At 44.6% G+C, this 17,713-nt stretch carries 16 protein-coding genes; 5 read left to right on the top strand and 11 right to left on the bottom strand.

Annotated features, from left to right (window positions below):
- Window positions 1-28: 28 nt before the first annotated feature.
- The 3 genes from H3S83_RS09860 to H3S83_RS09850 form a co-directional block, all read right to left on the bottom strand.
- Complete coding sequence (locus tag H3S83_RS09860; protein ID WP_198238127.1) at window positions 29-1,147, bottom strand: N4-gp56 family major capsid protein; 1,119 nt, start codon at window positions 1,145-1,147, stop codon at window positions 29-31.
- A gap of 277 nt (window positions 1,148-1,424) precedes the next feature.
- A complete protein-coding gene (locus H3S83_RS09855) occupies window positions 1,425-2,414 on the bottom strand; it encodes a hypothetical protein (RefSeq protein WP_198238128.1) in 990 nt (329 codons plus the stop codon).
- A gap of 194 nt (window positions 2,415-2,608) precedes the next feature.
- Window positions 2,609-4,708 carry a portal protein gene (locus H3S83_RS09850; RefSeq protein ID WP_198239716.1) on the bottom strand — a complete coding sequence of 700 codons (2,100 nt, stop codon included), beginning with the start codon at window positions 4,706-4,708 and terminating at the stop codon, window positions 2,609-2,611.
- 172 nt (window positions 4,709-4,880) lie between these two features.
- Between H3S83_RS09850 and H3S83_RS09845 the strand changes: the two genes are divergently transcribed.
- A complete protein-coding gene (locus H3S83_RS09845) occupies window positions 4,881-5,327 on the top strand; it encodes a hypothetical protein (protein WP_198239575.1) in 447 nt (148 codons plus the stop codon).
- A 34-nt stretch (window positions 5,328-5,361) separates the two neighbouring features.
- On the opposite strand, the gene H3S83_RS09840 is transcribed toward H3S83_RS09845, so the two are convergent.
- The 3 genes from H3S83_RS09840 to H3S83_RS09830 form a co-directional block, all read right to left on the bottom strand.
- A complete protein-coding gene (locus tag H3S83_RS09840; protein WP_198239574.1) occupies window positions 5,362-6,687 on the bottom strand; it encodes a phage terminase large subunit in 1,326 nt (441 codons plus the stop codon).
- A 421-nt stretch (window positions 6,688-7,108) separates the two neighbouring features.
- Window positions 7,109-7,621: a hypothetical protein gene (locus H3S83_RS09835; RefSeq protein ID WP_198239573.1), complete on the bottom strand. Its 513-nt coding sequence runs from the start codon at window positions 7,619-7,621 to the stop codon at window positions 7,109-7,111.
- A 175-nt stretch (window positions 7,622-7,796) separates the two neighbouring features.
- Complete coding sequence (locus tag H3S83_RS09830; protein WP_198239572.1) at window positions 7,797-8,099, bottom strand: hypothetical protein; 303 nt, start codon at window positions 8,097-8,099, stop codon at window positions 7,797-7,799.
- 700 nt (window positions 8,100-8,799) lie between these two features.
- Here H3S83_RS09830 and H3S83_RS09825 point away from each other — a divergent pair.
- The gene (locus H3S83_RS09825) at window positions 8,800-8,970 is read left to right on the top strand and encodes a DUF1508 domain-containing protein (RefSeq protein WP_077972433.1); all 171 of its coding nucleotides are present in this window, start codon (window positions 8,800-8,802) and stop codon (window positions 8,968-8,970) included.
- A 328-nt stretch (window positions 8,971-9,298) separates the two neighbouring features.
- Here H3S83_RS09825 and H3S83_RS09820 read toward each other — a convergent pair whose 3' ends face one another.
- Window positions 9,299-10,237 carry an AbiJ-NTD4 domain-containing protein gene (locus H3S83_RS09820; RefSeq protein ID WP_198239571.1) on the bottom strand — a complete coding sequence of 313 codons (939 nt, stop codon included), beginning with the start codon at window positions 10,235-10,237 and terminating at the stop codon, window positions 9,299-9,301.
- A 384-nt stretch (window positions 10,238-10,621) separates the two neighbouring features.
- Between H3S83_RS09820 and H3S83_RS09815 the strand changes: the two genes are divergently transcribed.
- Window positions 10,622-12,235 (top strand): hypothetical protein, encoded by a 1,614-nt coding sequence (locus H3S83_RS09815; protein ID WP_198239570.1) that lies wholly within the window; start codon window positions 10,622-10,624, stop codon window positions 12,233-12,235.
- Between the two features lie 466 nt (window positions 12,236-12,701).
- On the opposite strand, the gene H3S83_RS09810 is transcribed toward H3S83_RS09815, so the two are convergent.
- The 3 genes from H3S83_RS09810 to H3S83_RS09800 form a co-directional block, all read right to left on the bottom strand.
- Window positions 12,702-13,307 (bottom strand): hypothetical protein, encoded by a 606-nt coding sequence (locus H3S83_RS09810; protein WP_246741746.1) that lies wholly within the window; start codon window positions 13,305-13,307, stop codon window positions 12,702-12,704.
- Window positions 13,308-13,498: 191 nt separating this feature from the next.
- On the bottom strand, window positions 13,499-14,077 hold the full coding sequence (locus H3S83_RS09805) for a hypothetical protein (protein ID WP_210327925.1): 579 nt from the start codon (window positions 14,075-14,077) through the stop codon (window positions 13,499-13,501).
- Window positions 14,040-15,047: a hypothetical protein gene (locus H3S83_RS09800; RefSeq protein WP_198239568.1), complete on the bottom strand. Its 1,008-nt coding sequence runs from the start codon at window positions 15,045-15,047 to the stop codon at window positions 14,040-14,042. The genes H3S83_RS09805 and H3S83_RS09800 overlap by 38 nt, the downstream gene beginning before the upstream one ends.
- Window positions 15,048-15,438: 391 nt before the next feature.
- Here H3S83_RS09800 and H3S83_RS09795 point away from each other — a divergent pair, with 391 nt between their 5' ends.
- Together H3S83_RS09795 and H3S83_RS09790 are read left to right on the top strand one after the other, a co-directional pair.
- Window positions 15,439-15,729: a hypothetical protein gene (locus H3S83_RS09795; RefSeq protein WP_198239567.1), complete on the top strand. Its 291-nt coding sequence runs from the start codon at window positions 15,439-15,441 to the stop codon at window positions 15,727-15,729.
- A 608-nt stretch (window positions 15,730-16,337) separates the two neighbouring features.
- Entirely contained in the window at window positions 16,338-17,072 is a 735-nt protein-coding gene (locus H3S83_RS09790) for a S24 family peptidase (RefSeq protein WP_246741745.1), read from the top strand.
- 76 nt (window positions 17,073-17,148) lie between these two features.
- On the opposite strand, the gene H3S83_RS09785 is transcribed toward H3S83_RS09790, so the two are convergent.
- Window positions 17,149-17,295: a hypothetical protein gene (locus tag H3S83_RS09785; protein WP_198239565.1), complete on the bottom strand. Its 147-nt coding sequence runs from the start codon at window positions 17,293-17,295 to the stop codon at window positions 17,149-17,151.
- Window positions 17,296-17,713 lie beyond the last annotated feature (418 nt).

The raw sequence follows: 17,713 nt of genomic DNA, 5'->3' as shown, positions 1-17,713 counted from the left end.
CCCTTTTCCTTCTGTTTCAAATGCCGTTTTAAAGCGGCTCGGCATAAGTTGAAATAACGATGGTTGCGAAATCCTGTTCGCCGACAGTGCTGTCTTTCAGTTTGAAGTTTGTTTTCTTCATACCGATCAGGGTTTTTGCCGCAACACCGAGTTCGCGTTCATAGTCAAAGAATTCTTCAACCAGTTTGTAGCGCGTTGGTCCGCGGTCCTTGCCGAAAGCCACAATGGAAGCCTGTGCACCCAAAAGCACCGCACGGCGGGTGTTTGAAACAGGCGTGGTCGGGTCGGCAGAATTGACACCTTCGGTAATATGTTCGGCTTCACGCAGAACCACCCCGTTATACATGCCGAGCGAGCCGTCAAAAATCGGGTTTTTGGCGCGCGAGCCCTGATAGGCCGCTTTTTGTATATCAAGCCATTGGCCGGTTGCCGTGTTGGTGCGCAGCGCCGTCACCTGTGTCGGGTGAAGGTAAAGCACATAAACACTATCGCCCTCGACACGCACAGGGCGCAAACGCGGATTGGCAAGTTTTGCCCGCTCCACCGCTTTATCAACCAGAGAAAGATTGAACACATCTTTTTCGTCAAGGCTTTCGTCAGTGGTTTTGCCATTCGGGCGAATAACGCGCTTGTCGGTCGGGGCTGTCGGCTCATTGAAACCGTAATGCACCGGCGACAATGAAATGGTGCGCCCTTCAAAGTTCATTTGTTTAGCGGTATAGCCGCAAACATGGGTAAAAAACATAAGCGACAAACGGTCGGCATACCAGTCGGTCAAACCGTCCTTGGCTTCGCTGCGCAAATCGAAAAGCACGCGCTGCTGGTCGATTGTGCCCTCGTTTTTTACCCTCACAGCATGGGCAAGTTCATTGATGATAACAGCATCATTCAAGGTTGAAAGGGCTTCTTCATTGCCCTCCAGTTTAACCCCTTCCGAAACGCCTTCGCCGATCAGCTGGGTGCGCAAGCCGAAACGGACAGTATCACCCGCGCCTTTCTGGGTTTCGTCTTTAAGCTGGATAATGCTGTTGGTGTCGGTTCCGATCAAAGGCGCAATCTCGGTAGCTTTCGATACTTCGACGGCAAGTTTCTTCGACCAGGCACGAACAGCCAGAGGGTCGTTCACCCCGATGGATGTAATAGCCATTATGGCCTCCTAAAATTCAATTGATTTTCAAGCTTTTTGTCGCTTTAACGCGAGCGAACCAACGAAACCGGAAAACCTCCGGTGGGTGAAAATGATAACGTCCATTTCAAACGAAAATCCGCAAAAGAAAAAGGTGAAAGTTTTAAAACGAACCTACACGAACCTACTTCAAAGTTTTAGAAGCCCCATCTTTTGCAAGCGGTGGTTTTTAAAGTTCAAGCTTCTGAAACAGAAGTCTCTCAAATCAGCTTTAAAAAACAGGCTTGTGCAAAAAGCCTTATTCCCCTTTCATCAGAATGTTGAAGGCTCTTTCATTTCTCGGATTGGAAATCCACTCGGCAAATTGCCGATCGCTCATGGCATCTATGGCTTCAAGGCTAATAGGGTCGGCAATAGCGCGCCCGTTCGATGCGGTGAGTGTCCGCGCAGCGTTTTTTTTGGCGCGCATTGCGGCAATGTCACCCCCCGCTATAGATTTCGCCTTGAAGCCGATATTTTTTGCATAATTATAAATTGTTTGCGCAGGATTGGTGCCGCTTTCCAAAGCACCTTTGACAATGGCTGCAAGCTCGTTTCCAATCTGCGCGTTGATCGCATCGGCATTTTTAAAAGCAGGGTAAGCATCGGCGAGCGCCTTCAACTGGTTCACCCGTGCTTCATAAAGAAAATCGGCCGCTTCGTCGAAATCCGGCAGTTCGGCTTTAAGTGCCGTTACAGACGTGGCAAAATAATCCTTCACCGCTTCCTGTTCTCTTGCGGCTTTGATAGATTGCCGCTCTTCGGCTTCTCTTTTTTGTCTTTCGGTTTCCTCGTTTTGCAATCTGGCGCCAATCCATTTGACATAGCCGACAAAATCTTTTTCCGGATCAGGCGCTTCCATCTGCTGCTGCTGTTTTAACAGTGAAAAGCTTTCGTTTCCGGCATTATTTTCTGTGAATTCGCGTGCAATTTTGAAACGTTCTTCAATGCGGGCAAGTTTGGCTTTTGCTTCCGCTGCCTCGGCTTGCGCTTTTTTGCGTTCTTCCCTTTCAGCGTGAAGTGCACCATGCGGAACCATATGATTTCGCGCTTTTGCTGTTCTTTCGTCTTCCTCTTCCGCTACCGGTTTTTCATGTTCCCCTTCCTGAATTCCGGAAGGTCCGGTCATCGCATCCATGTCGGAAAAATTTTCCGGTAAGGCTGTTTCATCATCTAATCTGTCATGGTCGGTATTTTGCTGGCCAAGAACATCCTGTTCTTCCGGTGAAAATTCGGGTGCAATATCCATAAATTTATCCTTTAAACATGCCCTTTAAAAAAGCGGGCAGCAGAGCATCAAAACGCCGATGCTTGAGGCGAAGCCGGTTCATCCGGCAGGAAAGACAAAAGTTGCAATTGCGGGAGTTGAAAATCAGCGACAATCTGAAATGCCGCTTTGCCAAATTTAAAACCCATTTTATCCAAGCTTTCGGGGCGCTTGTTTCAGGAATTGGCGTTCCCCGTTTGCGATTGTTCAATTTTCAATTGTTCAATGAGGGCGCGGTTTTTGGCTGTTTCGGTCTCAAGCCGTGCTTTCTGATTTTTTAAAAAAAGATCGGCCGCTTTGGCATTAAGGTCGAGTTCACGGGCCTTTGCTTTCATATCAAGCTCGTTTGCCAGAGCTTGCAACTTCAATTGCTCGGCCTGTTGCCCTGTAGACTGTTCCGGCAATGCATTTTTTTCCATTGCCGCTTCTTGGCTCGTCATCTGTTCTCTGGCCATCTGTTCTCTGGCCATTTCCTGTTCTGCTTTTTGTTGCGCCGCTTCTTGTGCCTTGGCTGTCCATTTTTCAACAAGCGAGGCAGGAAGTGGCGAATAGCGCAGAATTTCCAGTCCGATTTCCGGTGTGAGATAATCTTTCAACATCGGCAGCATCTGTTGAATAATCGCAAATGTCCGTTCTTTTTCATTGGGGCTTGTCGGCGCATCATCAACAATAATGTCATATTGGCGATTGGCGACCGCTTCATGTGTCAAAGGCACATATTTCTTGTTGTCATCCCCCACAATGCGGATAAGCCTTCCATCGGAAAGATAGTTCTGTATGAGATAAAGCATAATTTGCCCCTGTCTTTTCCGATAACGGCGCAGCGCATCAAAAAGCGAGGCAAGCAAATTCAAAGAAGATTGCCGGCGCTGGCTTTCCAAAACACCGGGCTGGTTTACTTCTCTCGTGCCGATAAATTCGGAAGATAAGCCCGTCACATCCGAAATTGCTTCTTTGGCTTCGTTGAAAAGCTGGAAAAAACCAACAGGAAATTGTGCCACGGGTTTGGGTTGAATGCGGGCATTTTGTCCGCCAAGCGCATTCTGTTTTGTCCAGGTAATGGCATCGGCGCGCGCCCAGCTTTCTTCAGCCTGCCTGTCATCATCAAAAGCACCGCGTTCGGCAAGAATGCCGCCCTTCGATTGGCTGTTTAAAAGATACATCACCTGGCTGAAAAATTTGTTCGCCCAGCGCTGCGGGTCTTTTGTGGGGCGCACAATGCCATAATAATGCTTTTTCATCTTGTCGAAATAGCCGGTAATGCATTCCCAACCAAGTTGCCCGTTCGGCACCATCGGCTGATCGGGTTCGGCAAGCAGAACCTCGCCCAGAAAAGCCCTTTTCACAATCTTTCTTGTAAGCCTTACCGATTGTATTTCAGGCGAAATTTTCTTTTTCTCTTCATAGTCGCGAAGCGAATAATCCTGTGTTTCACCTGTCAGCGGGTCAAAAACCTTGTAAAAAGCCTCACGCTCGAACCAGCGGCATTCGACAAGTGTCACCAGAGAGCTGGAAGCGGAAGAAAGCCCCAAGTCGTTTTCATCCGCATCCGAAGCACCCGTTTGGTCGTTACCATAGAATGTGTCGGAATTCACATGGGAAAGAGGTGCACTACTGTCAAAAACACCATTTTTCGCCCAACGTGCATCAAGCAATGACGGGTCAATATCGGGAAACATGCGGCGCGCTTCGGCAAGCGGCTTTTCGTCGATATACCAGAGGCGCTCCGCATCTACCAGATTGGCTTTCACCGCCGAGGCATCCCACACCATTTTCAACGGGTCAAGGCGGCAAACAACCGGTTTACCCGCTTCATCATCGTCAAAGTCAAGGCGTGTATCTGTCCACCCCATACCGCAAATGACGGTATCGGTAAAAGCTTCCGAATCCTCATATTCCGCTTCCGCCTGATCGCGAAACCATTCCGCCGCACCGGTCAATATTTCATTGGCTCTCGCATCTCCGATTTCACGCGGAATAAATTGCACTTCGCGTTTATTGTTGCGCTCCGAGCCGATAACAGCATTGACGAGCGGCGCAATGCGGTTGAACGTCATGACAGGGCGTTTTTGCTCGAAAAGCGCCGCCTTGTCTTGGGCTTCCCACTGTTCACCATTATAAAAGGCATAATCTTCGCGGGCATTTTTGCGCCATTCGGCAACATGCGCCATATCCTGCCGGAAAAGCTTTAACAATGACTGGAAAAGAATATCTCTTTTTGCACTGTCAAAGCGCTCCGAAGCTCCATGGTCTAAACTCTCGTTTTCTTGCATCATCATCAGCCCGTAAAATTATTGGTTAAAATTGGTCGCGCGCCGCCCGCACAACTTGAAAGTTCAATTCTGAAAAAGCCAAAAAGCCCGAAAAAAAAACATAAGAAAACCGCGCAAGCGGGCAGGCGGGAAAGCACAAGGCAATCATCATAAAGAAACAAAAAGGTCAGCTCACATGAAACAAAAGCCATCGCCGGAAAACCAAAAGCCGACATGTTGCGCATCCGGTTCTATTGTTCCGAATAGGGCACCTCGTGCCACACCGGCAATCACAGCGAATATCACTCATGCCGCGAACGCTGCCAATATTACGCGTCCCGTAAACATCGAAAATATTCCGAACATTTCCCGTGCCTTAAACAATGCATATATCGCAAACATTACGAACGCCGCCAAATTCACGCCTGCCGCGCATAAAGCTTGTTTGAGCTTCGGCCCTCGTTTTCCTTGCTCTTTTGCCCGTTTTGGAAGCTCTTGTCCAAGAAAGTCTCCGGTTTCGCATATTGTGCCGCACCCTTGGCAGCTTCTTTTGTTTTTGAAACTTCGCTTTCAAGCTTTGAAAGAAAAGCAAAATGCAATTGCTATCCGCTATAATTTGGACACGCGCGGTTCTTTCACTTGAATATTGGTTCAACAGTCGACAATTTTGCTTTTTGTTATCCTGCCATCCATGACGTATTGAAATCATGCCGCGGGAAATTGCGCTGCCTGTTTTTAGAAATTTTTGGTGCTTCATAGGCAATACACATCAGGCCGAAAGCATCAGCCCCGTGGCTTGCCCAGTCATGTTCCGGCCCAAGTCCTATATCGCGTTTGTTGTCACGTTTTTCGTGATACCAGCCCAAAGCATTGCGTCCTGCTTCGGTGGTTTTTTCATTAAACCAGATAGAGGAAAAAAGCCGTCTTGCCGCTTCTATGCGGGCGCGTGCTGCCCCTTTTCCCTGATTGGGAATAATGTCCACCTCGAAACCGGCTTCTTGAAGCGCGCTTTCAAAACTCACATCCCGCACGCGATCTTTGGTTGCGCCATCATGCGGCAATGTAATTTTTGCCCGCCCGTAACCTTTTTCGCGCAACCAGTTGATATGGGCGCTCAAAGGCTGCCCTTGCGCTTCATAATAATCAAGAACGCGGATTTCTTTTCCGATAAATTGCGCAATCCAGATAGCGGTTGCATCGGCTTTGGCACCTGTTCCCCCAATGTCGAAAAAAGCTTGAAACGTCATTAACGGGTCGGCCGGAACATTGGAAATGCGCCTTTCGTCTTTGGCAATTGCAAGACCGGTTGCAAAATAGGCTCCCTCCATCTGGGAAAGAAATCCCCCCTCCCATATATGGTCATAACTTTCCGGCCGGTTCTTCAAATCATCAAGGCGGGCGCGGTTTAATAGATCGGGAAATCTCGGATTATCACGCCAATTCAGTTGAACAGATTTGATACGCGCATTTTTACTGTTGCGAAAACGCTTTTCAACAGCTGCCTCTTTTCTGAGCGGGTTCCATGTTACCCAGAGTTCGGTGTTCCAACCGTCACCTTCCTCACGCAAAGTCGGTATCAATGTGTTCCATGCGTGAGAAGTCACCGGTTCGGCTTCATCCACCCAACAGAGAAGCAACCGCCCCTTCGATTTGATACTCGCAATATTCCGGTCAAGACCGGAAAAGGCATAAGTAATGCGCCCGTCTTTCGAGCGTATATAGGTTTCACCAATGGTATAGTAATTTTGTAAAAACGGATAATCGGCAATGGCTCTTTTGATTTCTTCCAAAGAGCTGTCAGCCAAAGAATTCTGGAACTGGCGGGCACAAAGAATAATGCCGCGAATCCCTCTTTTTCCCAAACAATAGCCCACCACTGCGCTCATTGTGGCAAAGGAGCGGGTTTTCCCCGAACCGCGCCCGCCATAAGCTGCCCTGATATCGGCAGGCCCGTCGAAAAGCGTAATGAGCTTTTCCGGCAATTCTATTTTTTCTGTTGTCATGAACCACCACAAAACCACCGAAACAAAAAGGCCGGACAAGACGTTTGCTACGTTCCAAACCAAATCCGTTAGCCGAAAAAAGGCTTAAAAAACTATTCTAAAAACCGTCTTCACCACCTTGACGGTTATGAAAGGAAAAACACTTGTTTTAAACAAGCATCGCCCCCCGCAAAGAACCACACCTTCCGGAAATAAAAGATCCCATCACGATAATGCCAATATAAGAGAAACAGCACGTCAAGCTTTTTAAAAAGCCCGTCATTTCAAGAAGCCACCATTTCAAAACGGCACGACGTTTTTTGAAAAACTTTTAAGACACGAAAAACAGTGAAACTCTCTCTTCATTTCGCATGGCAAGCAAATTCGTTGAACAATTGCAAAACCGGTTCACTTCTTTGAAAACCTTTTCATCGGAGGTTCTTCAATCGTCTTTTTTAAGGATTTCCGAAAGTTCCTGATTTATTTCAGGTTTCTGATTTCGGCTCATGCGCTTTTTACAAGTCATGCGCTTTTTTCCGGTTGGTGATTTTGCAACTGTCAAATCTTTCGGTGACGGAGATAAAGCAACCAGTTCGATTTTTGTCACGGTTTTTAATTCTTGTCCGTCTGAATTAAGTTCGGCAGGCAATACTTTGCCGAGTAGTGTCAAAAAGGAAGAAGCATTTTTTAAAGCCTGCGCTTCAAGATAGGAAACAAGCCCGTCTTCTCCCAATTGGTTACCGGCTTTTATTGCAGCTTTTAAAATAGCCTCTTTCAAAATTCCGGAAGCTTTCTTTTCTCGCACAGCTTCCCGCTTTTTTTGCGCGGCCTTCTTTGTCGCTTTTGCTACAGTCGGCATTGTTTTCAAAACTGCATTACTCTCTAGCGACAATTTTCCCTTGCACTCATCCTGCACAGTTTTCTTTTTAGCCTCTTCTGTTAAAGGCGCAGCCATTGTCTCGTTGCCAAGCATTTTTTGCAGCATCTGCTTTCGAATTCGCGTGGTTAGAGTTATCTCTTTTTCCTTGCTTCCAGACACATTTTCCAGCGTTTCTTTTTTGAACTCTATGCTTGAGTGCGCGCCATCCCCTCATTGCCGAGCACTTGCCGCTCAATTTCCTTTTCACGCCTCACTTTTGAAAGTGCTGCCTTTTCCTTGGATACAAGCACATTTTCCAGCCTTTCCCTTTCAACTGCTGCGCTTGAGTGCGCGCCATCCCCTCATTGCCCAGCACTTGCCGCTCAATTTCCTTTTCAAATCTCACTTTTGAACGTGCTGCCTTTTCCTTGCAACCATCCTCATCCTGCAAAGTTTCCTCTTCATTTTCTTCCGTTAAAGGCGCGGCTCTTTTCTGTTGGCGCATCTTTTTAATGGCGGGTTTCTTTGTCGATTTTCCTGCTTCAGGGAGTGCTATTTTTTTGGTTCCGACCACGTCCCTTTTCCTTTTCAACCGCTAAAGTTTTTATCGTTAAAAGCGCTACGAGCTTGAAAACATCTGCCACACATTTTTGCGGCTCAAACTATTTCATCCGGTTTTTTAAAAGCATTCAGAAACCGCTATGAATAGCAAATGGAAATATTCATGAATAAAAATCGGTAATTTCAAATAATAGTGTTTTAAATGAAATTTAAATTCAACAAACAATATAATATTTAAATATCATAAAAATCATAAAATGTTTTTATATTTATAAACGTCAACCAAACCATAGCTACAATTCTTGTTGTGCCGTATTTGTCAGTTAATATTTAGTGACACATTTTTGCAAGAAAAAAATTATCGTAAATTTTAAAAATTTATTTTCTAAAAATCAGGCGGTCGGAAGACGCGTGAATTTTCATCGTTCGCTTCCGTTCAAAACCAATCGACACATGTTTTTCAATTGCCGAATAGATCATTTCCATTTTGAAAAATGCAGATGCCTTTAAACTTAAAAAGAGAATTTTTAATAAAGAGGGGGAAGTTCTCTTTTAGTGTAAAAGAGTTTTACTCGTCAAAATAAAATTAATAAATAAACATGATTATATCTACTAATTATCTTGAAATGATGAAATAAAAAACCCACTTTCCTTAAAGTGTTTGGCGTAATGTTTCTGAATTATCACTAATCCACTTAAAACAGGAAAAAATCATGAAATTTGAAATTTATAAAGATAAAAACGGCGAATGGCGTTGGCATTTGAAAGCAGCGAACCACGAAAAGATCGCAACTAGCGGCGAAGGCTATAAAAACAAGGCTGATGCTCTTCATGCAATTGAACTGGTGAAATCCTCATCTCACGCACCGGTTGAGGAAATCTGAAGCCTGAATATTCGTCTGCCATTTCTCAGGTCTATTTGTCAAATTCCCTAATCGGTTAGTTTATAGTTTAAAAGCTGACGTAACCACGCTACGCCAGCTTTTTAATTAACTATCGTTCCGAATTTTTCTTGGAATTTCTCCCCTCAACTGAAAAGCAAAACACCTTTCCCGCATTTTCTATCCCTCTTGAAAATGAAGTAACATTGCCGGAATTTTTTCGGTATGGCGACATAGAGTTGCCATCTTACGTCTGGGCACATCTATGTTTTGGCCAAGTGTTTTGCATTTATGAGCGCCCGAAGGTTTATCTCAACCAATTTAAAAAAAATTATTTATCGTCTTTCGACCTTGTTCGGGAAAGCAAATAAGAAACAAAGGATGCGCAAGCCCCCAACATGAAAAGTGCGTCGGCCTCGTCAACGGCTGCACTCGACTTGTCCAAAAGTGAATGTCGAATTCCGTTTTCATCAGAGGTAAAGCCATAAAGTGCGCTCAACGCTTTCTTAAATGCCGGATGCAGAGGATAGTTCTTTTCAATCTCATTCAACGCTGAGCCGAGAGTTGCATTTTCTCCGACAATTTGGCGGCAAATCGCTTCCACCGCGCTGATACTTTCCCGAACGCTATCAGCCCACTTCTGGTGATTTATCTGTTCTCCGGCTTTAATCAAATGACTGTGGGCACCAAGCTGGCCAGTGTCCTTGGTCTCATCGAGTGCAGCAACATAGGTCTTGCCCTCAAATTCATTACTGATAGGTTCAATTTTCCCGTTGTAAATTGTGTAGGCTAAGTGATGCTTTTTAAAAAGTTCGTTTAAAACATCTCCAAATATTCGATTATTACCATTATAATTATGTGCGTATAAGTTTAATTGTTTTTGATTGTAAATAATTTTTTCTAATAAATCGAATAGCTTAAAAAATTCACAATTATCTATAAATCGACATAAAAAATTCATAATAAAGCTTTTTGGTATTGAAGTTACGTCACTAATTTCCATGTATTCAAAATCATATTTTGTATTAACCTCTTTATGTTCAGAAAATTGCTGATAGGTTCCTCCGCAAATATTTATGAAAATATCGCAAAAAATGTATATTGTGGAGATAGGAATACATTTATTATCATCTTCGGGAATAACTTCGTCGAGAAGTGATTTTAACTCTTCTTTAAAAGCCGTTATTATTTCTCCCAAAGCAAGCTGTTGAATAACCGGCACATGGCCGTAGCGCTGGGAAAACGGAAGATCGTCAGTAGAATTGCTCATAATTAAAAGGTCATACGTTCTTTTGAATTGTGAAAATGTATTGTTTCAGAAATGTCCAAAGATTAACCGATTCTGTGTGTCAAAAAAAATAGCTCAGCCTTTTATCACTTCACAAAATATACCGCTTTTTTTTGCGCTTAAACGACATTCTAAACGGAAACGACAATTCCGGCTTTGACCATAAAAAGCTCATGCCACGAGATAATGCCATAAATAGCCGTTAGTTATTCCCTTCGTCATTCTTGATGAACCTTGAAACTATCGATAAGAAAAAACCATCACACAAATAGTGGTTGCAAAAAGGGGAAAACCACATCCTAACATTGCTTTTGTCTGAATTTTTGGCATAAATCGCTAGGGTGAGAGAGTGGGAAAAAGCGGAAAATGCCTTCAAATAGCAATACCGATAAACAGAACGATAATCTTGAACAAGCAAGTAAAGCAGATAAAAAATTCATTGCTTTTAAAAAGCGCATGTTCCGGCTTGGTGTCGGCTTTTTAATTGCGGCGATAGCATTATCTCTTCCGAATTATTTTTTTCTTGAAACAAGTAACAACATTCTTGGTGTGGCCATTTTCTTATTCGTTGTTTTGGCAGACATATTCATCTTGCTTCCCGCAATCATCACAAAAGAAACAAGCTGGCCTGCGCTTCTCGGCTCGACTATTTTATGTATTGTTTTCCTTTGTCTATCGGTTTTTTATCCCTTTCAGGACTTTCAATATAGATTGAAAGTTATTTCCTTGGTCGCGATTGTTGCAACGCTTTTATTCGTGGCTCTGAATAGCTGGATTAATGCTGCTTTTTTCCCGTCGAAAAATGCCAATATTCGCCAAAGTGTTGATTTTGCAAGCAACCGTTTTGCTATTGATGTTTTAAACGTTACTTTAATTCTCGGCACTTTGTTCGGGACAATTGCTTTTCTCTATTTTAATCCGGGTGGCGACAATTCAACCTTTTTCGGTGGCATTGACATAAAAAATGTAGCGCTGGCCACTGCCGGTCTTGTTACCTTTTTCTGGGCTGCCAAAGCGACAAAGAACAAATCAATCGAGCTTGAAGAAAAGAAGCAGGATGGCAAACGCCACGACAATGAAATCGCCATGGCAAAGCGGCGTGATACTGCCCAGCTTATCGCAGAAGCATCAAAACTATTAAGCAGCAAAAACGTTTCGCAAAAATATGGTGGTCTTTCTTTATTAAATACGGTTGCCGGTGATCGCGAAGGACCTTTCGGTAAAGAAGCATTCGATTTGATAGCAGATTTTATTTTGTCGAATTATAACATTTCAATGGCGAATAAGACACGAATGCGAGCAATCCGTTACGTCGATGATTTGGTCGGAAATAATCCTGATAAATTTCAAATCAATGAATTTATACAAATATCAAGTTCGGTCGACCCAGGGAAGCTCTTTGACAAAAGTGTGGAGAATTATTTTTCAATTCAAAATCTTCACACTACATTCATTAGATTTAGCCTTAATAAAGATTTTGTTTTTGATGTGATACAATCTAAAAGGCCACGTTGCTTGGGATTTGTTGACTGTGACATTTTTGGCAACCCTAATAACTTGCCGTTAGAAATAGATAAGATCTCTGCTTATAATTGTAGATTCCATTATTTCAAGATTAAAAAAATTAATTCATGGGATGACGTTCAAATCAGAGATATATTAACTGGCGTTAATTTAGACAGAGTTGTTTTTCCGGATGAAAAAAAATTCCGCCGCAAAGGATATGTCAATAAATTTTATCAATGTGATTTTAGTGACAGCCTAATGAATGACATTATAAAAGATTCAGTTCCGAACGGGCAACAGGTGCTAGAGAATAAGTTCACTAATTGCTTTTATTATGCTGGTCATAAACCTGCATATTTTGATGAGAAACGCTATGGTGATTTGTTGACGGAAATCACTTCAGAACAACAATTTTACCAAAAATTTAAAGATTTTCCTTACATGCATTATTCCCCACCTGACGATAAAAAATGAGCGTAAACAGTCACGTGCGCGTAAAAATAAATGATTATCCTTTAAATTTTAAATCTCTTCTATCTCTATCAACCCAAGTCGGGCGATTATCTTGCGCGTTTTCGCTTTCCCGTCATTGCACGGTGATAAATTGTGCGAGGTGTAAAAGAAAAGGCAGGGGAGTGCCTGCCTTTTAGAAATAGCGTTGCAAGTCGAGATAAAAAGGCGGGGTGGACTTCCGCTTTACGGGGGTGACCTCTTTTATAAATTTACGGGGGGTAACCCCTCTCATAAATTGCAAGCCAAGTTTGCTCTTTCAGCCTGTAGTTCTAGCTAAAAATAGGCTTTTTACAAAAATAGTCTTTCCGTCCGCATAACAAATTGCAACAAAATCATAAAATTCCGGTCGCAATATGAATTTTCCGCTGCCTAAGAAAATTTCTTTGCAAAATAGAATACTTGTTGCGCCATCAAGGTCATTAAAAATTTAATGACCTTTATTGGCAAGGAAAAAATGCCGGTTCAGCGCATTGAGCACAAGCCTTGTTGCGCCGACAAGGTGCGGCAATTCGAGATCTTCCAGCACGATATATTGCAAGGCGGCATAAAGGTTATCAATTCTGTTGTCGAATTGCGCTTCCTGAATGGCTTCTCTTGCGGCAAGATATTGCTTTTTTGCACGCTTGCAAAACACTTCATAAAGTTCGGGATTGGGCGTGCTGTTAAAATCGTCATAATAGGCGGCAGGCGAAAGCAATGCTTTTTTATAGTTATTATCAACCTCGATAAATTTTAGCGCGGCATTATACTGGTCTTCGCTAATGCCGCCGCATTCGGGGCCCGCCAAAAAAAGCCTGCCGATATAGGTGGAAGCGCGCGGGTCTTTTGCCTGTTTTTCGGAAAGGCCTGTGTGCTTGGCACGCATCAAAATGGTCAGACGGTCAATCGCCTCACGCGGTTTTTTTGCTCGGCTGCGCCTGCCATTCGGTTCGCGCGCAATGCCTTCGATACGCGGCCGTCCGCGCCCGCGCTTGGTTCTCAGTTTTCCTGCCTTTGAACGGGCTTTCAATCTGATAATTTCAACTTCCTGCATGGTTTAAGCCTTTCATGATCGCTTTTTATCGCGTTGTTGTTTGAAGTGTTGTTGTTTGAAATCTTGTGGTTCTCGCGCTTTTGAAAAAACATTGGGCTTTTCACAGATGTTCCATATCGTCCCATATCGTCTCACATCGTCCCATCTCGTCCTATCTCGTCCCATCTCGTCCCATTCCGTTTCATTCAGCTTCATCGAGCGCGCATTTCTATTGCGGGCGGGAAGCGTGTCGCCCTGTTTTTATGTTCTGTTGTTTGTTTTCCGCTTGCGTCCGTGGTTTGGTGGTCACAAGCGGGCTTTTCTTCCCGCGCCTCCGGAATTAAAACGTCGTTTGGTTCTTCTTCACCGGCTCTTAAAAGCCGTTCCACATGGTCGATTTTCAACCATTCTGTTTTTTCGATATGTTCGCAAAAAGCGGCAAGTTCCGGCGCTGTCGGCATGAAGGTTTTGTTGAAGCCTTCCGCCTTGCCGCGAATAATCAAAAGCACCGATTGCATAATGGCAAAGCTGGAAAATCCGGAAAGCGCAATCATATAGGATTTGGCCGCACTTTCCCCGTCTATATCGCGGGGAAGGCGCATACCGCCCGAAAGCAGCAAAAACTGGTCCATGATTTCGTCACTTCGTGCCTTTTTTAAAAGTGTGTTTTTTGCTTCCTCAAGCGTGTGCCTAATTGTTGCAATTTGGGCGTTTGTCGGTTTCTTTCCTAACTTGAAACGGGGTGGAAAACCTTCACCTGTCGTGAGGGAAACGAGTTTGGTAAGCGTCAAATCGAGGTGCGAGGCGGGCCATCGCATCGGTAACTTTTCTGGCAGTTGATCTTTTATCATATTTAAATTTTGCATTTTTTCGCTCCAGAACGGGGGCAGGTTGGTCATTCCAGCGTTCCTGATTGAGAAACGTTGTCGGGTTAAGCCAGGGGCGGTCGGGTGGTTTGTCGGCAATATAGCGTTGAAGCCCCGCCATAATGGCGGCAAGACTGTCTTTTTTGCGCGCTTTCAAAAACGCCGTTAGCGCCTTCGGCTTGCCGCATTTGTTCGGGAAAGCCGGCCAGAAAATTTCATGAAATTCGGCTTCAAAACCCCGTTTGTCAGTGCGGTTCTTTGCAAGCTCTGGAACTTCGTTTTTTCCAAAATTCCGGCTTCCAAAAATCCCTGAAGGTGAAGGCAAAAGCGGTCCGCCCGCACTTTCTCCGGAAGCTGACATTGCGCTTGAAACTTCCTCCTTTTCAGCCGCAGACACCGTTCCCGTGATCGCTGAAAGTGGTGCACTTTCCGCTTGCGGCAAAGCTGAATTTTCTGACAGGGTGCAAGCCTTGTCCTTGGGCAAACTCTCCGCAAAAGAACAAGCTTTCTCCGGCTCGCATTCCGTAGGGATTTCCGTTAAATTTTTAATCCCGCAAGGGGAGAAACCGTGCCCGCCTTTTTTGTCTGTTGGCTCTTCGACAAGCGCATCAGAAGACGTTTCAGAGAAAGCGGGAAAGGGGTTATTTTCTTTAAGGGGGTGTGGGGGAACCTTTCTTTTAGGGGAAAGGGGTAATGTTTCCTCGCTGTTACAATTTTCCTCTTGTAACGTTACATTGTTTTTGCGTGTCAGCCTGAAACGGCGCACACGCTCGCGTGTACGGGCACGGCGTAAGTCTTCCCGCTCGTCAATATCGGCAAGAAGTTCCAGAATTGCCGACATTTGTTCGGTAGAAAGGTTCAAACCGGCAAGGCGACGTAGTGTGGATGAATCCATTTTATAAAACTCTTTTCTCTGCCTTGAAAAAGGTTGGTTGGTGGCACAATTGACGCACAAAAAAACCCGATAATTCCGGAGGAAAAACGGCTTTGAAAAGGCATCCACCATGAAGTGCTAAAGCCTTGCTTTTTCGTGTCACATCTCTGATTTTTCCGGTTACGCTTTTTGCTGACAAGCAGACTTTTGCTGCACTTAAAACAATGCTTTTAAAAATTCGGTTTGATTTTTGTTTTCCTGCACAGGCAAAAATTGGCGCGCTCAAACAAAGCCTTTTCCCGAAAGCAGAAAGGCTCACCGGTTTAAAAATCGCGATTGCTATTGCCTTGATAAAAACAACAAGTTGTTTAACTATTTCATCAACAGATTGATGAAAGACAAAGGAAAGAGAATGCCCGTTATTAACCCGATAAGATCTGCCACAGTCAATGCAGCAGCCACACCGGAAGAAGTCGCATTCCGTTTGTTCAGTATTATTGCCGGTGCTTCCGAAAATACGATTGATAGCAAAGATATTCTGCCGCTTTTTGCCAAATGTATGATTGCTGTCGGCAAACCGGAAAATATCCTTGCCGAGCCGCAGAAATATGATGTGACACTCGAAAATACCAATGCCAGAAAGGCTTCCGCAGAAGGTGCAGGCTCGCCAGATAGTGCTTCCGAAAGCGGAAAGAACGCATAAGCATAATTTGCTTTTTTTAAGAAAAAATCGGGATAAAGAAGAAGTGCGGGAAAAAAACGTTCGGCATAATGAACGGGGCGCAAGCATCGTCAGCCCGCAACAGGCGCTTCCACCGGCGGTTTCAAATTCGCTTTGAAGTTTAAATACGCTTTGAAGCTTGCCGGAAGAAGGCGCAACGCAAAAGCCGCACGTCAAGGCCTCTTCGCTTTTTAAAACATTTTCCCCTGCGGCTTCATCATCTGCCGCTTTATTCTCGGTTGAAGCTTCTAAAGGCCAAGTCAACAGTGTGGGCTTGCGGTTAAAGCAGTTCACCAGCTGTTTTTCATGCAAAACATAAGTGTCTAATGATCGCGACACGCCAATATCTGACAACACGCAAATATCTGATTTGTCCATTTGTTCCACCCCGAAACATGGCAAATAAGCCGTCTAAAAAACTTGTAGGAAAGCGCACACTGCACCTTCGATCTCTTACCCGCCACTTTTAAACACTAATAATGTTATAATACACCCAAAAGTAGCGGATAGTTGTATAACAACATCATTTATAGCAGATTGTCAACATGATTTATGTTTATTATTCTGACATAATGTATGTTATGGACACGATGGGACAAAGATTGCGCGAAGCACGGCTGAAAGCGGGCTTTTCATCTGCGACGAAAGCTGCGGATGCAATTGGCGTGAGCCATTCGACCTATCGGGCGCACGAAAACGGGCAGAATGATTTCGGCCCTGAAGAGGCTGCCATTTATGGCCGAAAATTCGGCGTAAGCGCTTCTTATCTTTTGACAGGTGAGAATGCCGCAAAACACAAGATTGTATCGAGTTTTGACCCTGATATTCCTGACCGGATTGATAGTGATGTTAAAACAAGGTTGCAATTGAAAGATGGTGAAATTCCCGAAATTGATGTCAAGGCGGGCATGGGGGCCGGCGGGGAAATTATGATCGTCAACGGTGCCAAGAATGCTGTTCAAATTTCAACTGAAGTAATAAGGGATTTTTGGCGTTTGCCGGAAAGCCTCTTGGCAAAACTCAATGTTGTTGCGTCGAATGTTGCAGTCCTTCCCGCTTATGGCGATAGCATGTCGCCCACCATTCATGATGGCGATGCGGTGTTTATCGACATATCGCACCGTGTTCCGTCACCTCCGGGAATTTATGCGCTGGCAGACGAGCTTGGCGGAGTTATCATCAAACGGCTGGAAATTGTCTCGCGTCCTGGTGCGGATGAAATCGAGGTCGAGGTGATATCGGATAATCCCCACCATAAACCGCGCATTCTGAATTTAAGCGAAATCACCATTCTTGGCCGCTATATCGGCCGTTTTACCCGCTAAAGCCGGAACATTTTGCAAAACATTGGCCTATCGGATGTGCCGACATATCACACCGTGTTCCGTCACCTCCGGGAATTTATGCACTGGCAGACGAGCTTGGCGGCGTTATTATCAAGCGGCTGGAAATTGTCTCCCGTCCCGGTGCGGATGAAATCGAGGTCGAGGTGATATCGGATAATCCCCACCACAAACCGCGCATTCTGAATTTGAGCGAAATTACCATTCTTGGCCGCTATATCGGCCGTTTTACCCGCTAAAGCCGGAACATTTTACAAAACATTGGCATATCGGATGCGCCGACATATCGCACCGCGTTCCATCGCCTCCGGGAATTTATGCGCTGGCTGACGAGCTCGGCGGGGTTATCATCAAACGGCTTGAAATAGTCTCCCGTCCCGGTGCGGATGAAATCGAGGTCAAGGTCATATCGGATAATCCCCACCATAAACCACGCATTCTGAATTTAAGCAAAATCACTATTCTTGGCCGCTATATCGGCCGTTTTACCCGCTAAAAAATTGGCATAAAATAGGTTCCAAAAGCATCGTCATGTCAAATACTTATGTCTGTTCAAGACTGTCTCCATAGCCGAATAATCGAGGGAATGTCATCACAACAGAATATCCAAAACCAAAAGTTTT

It is taken from the genome of Bartonella sp. W8122 (assembly GCF_016102485.1).
Lineage (GTDB): Bacteria > Pseudomonadota > Alphaproteobacteria > Rhizobiales > Rhizobiaceae > Bartonella > Bartonella apihabitans.
The sequence above is the reverse complement of the archived record's forward strand: the minus strand, read 5'-3'. Positions and strand labels throughout refer to the sequence as shown.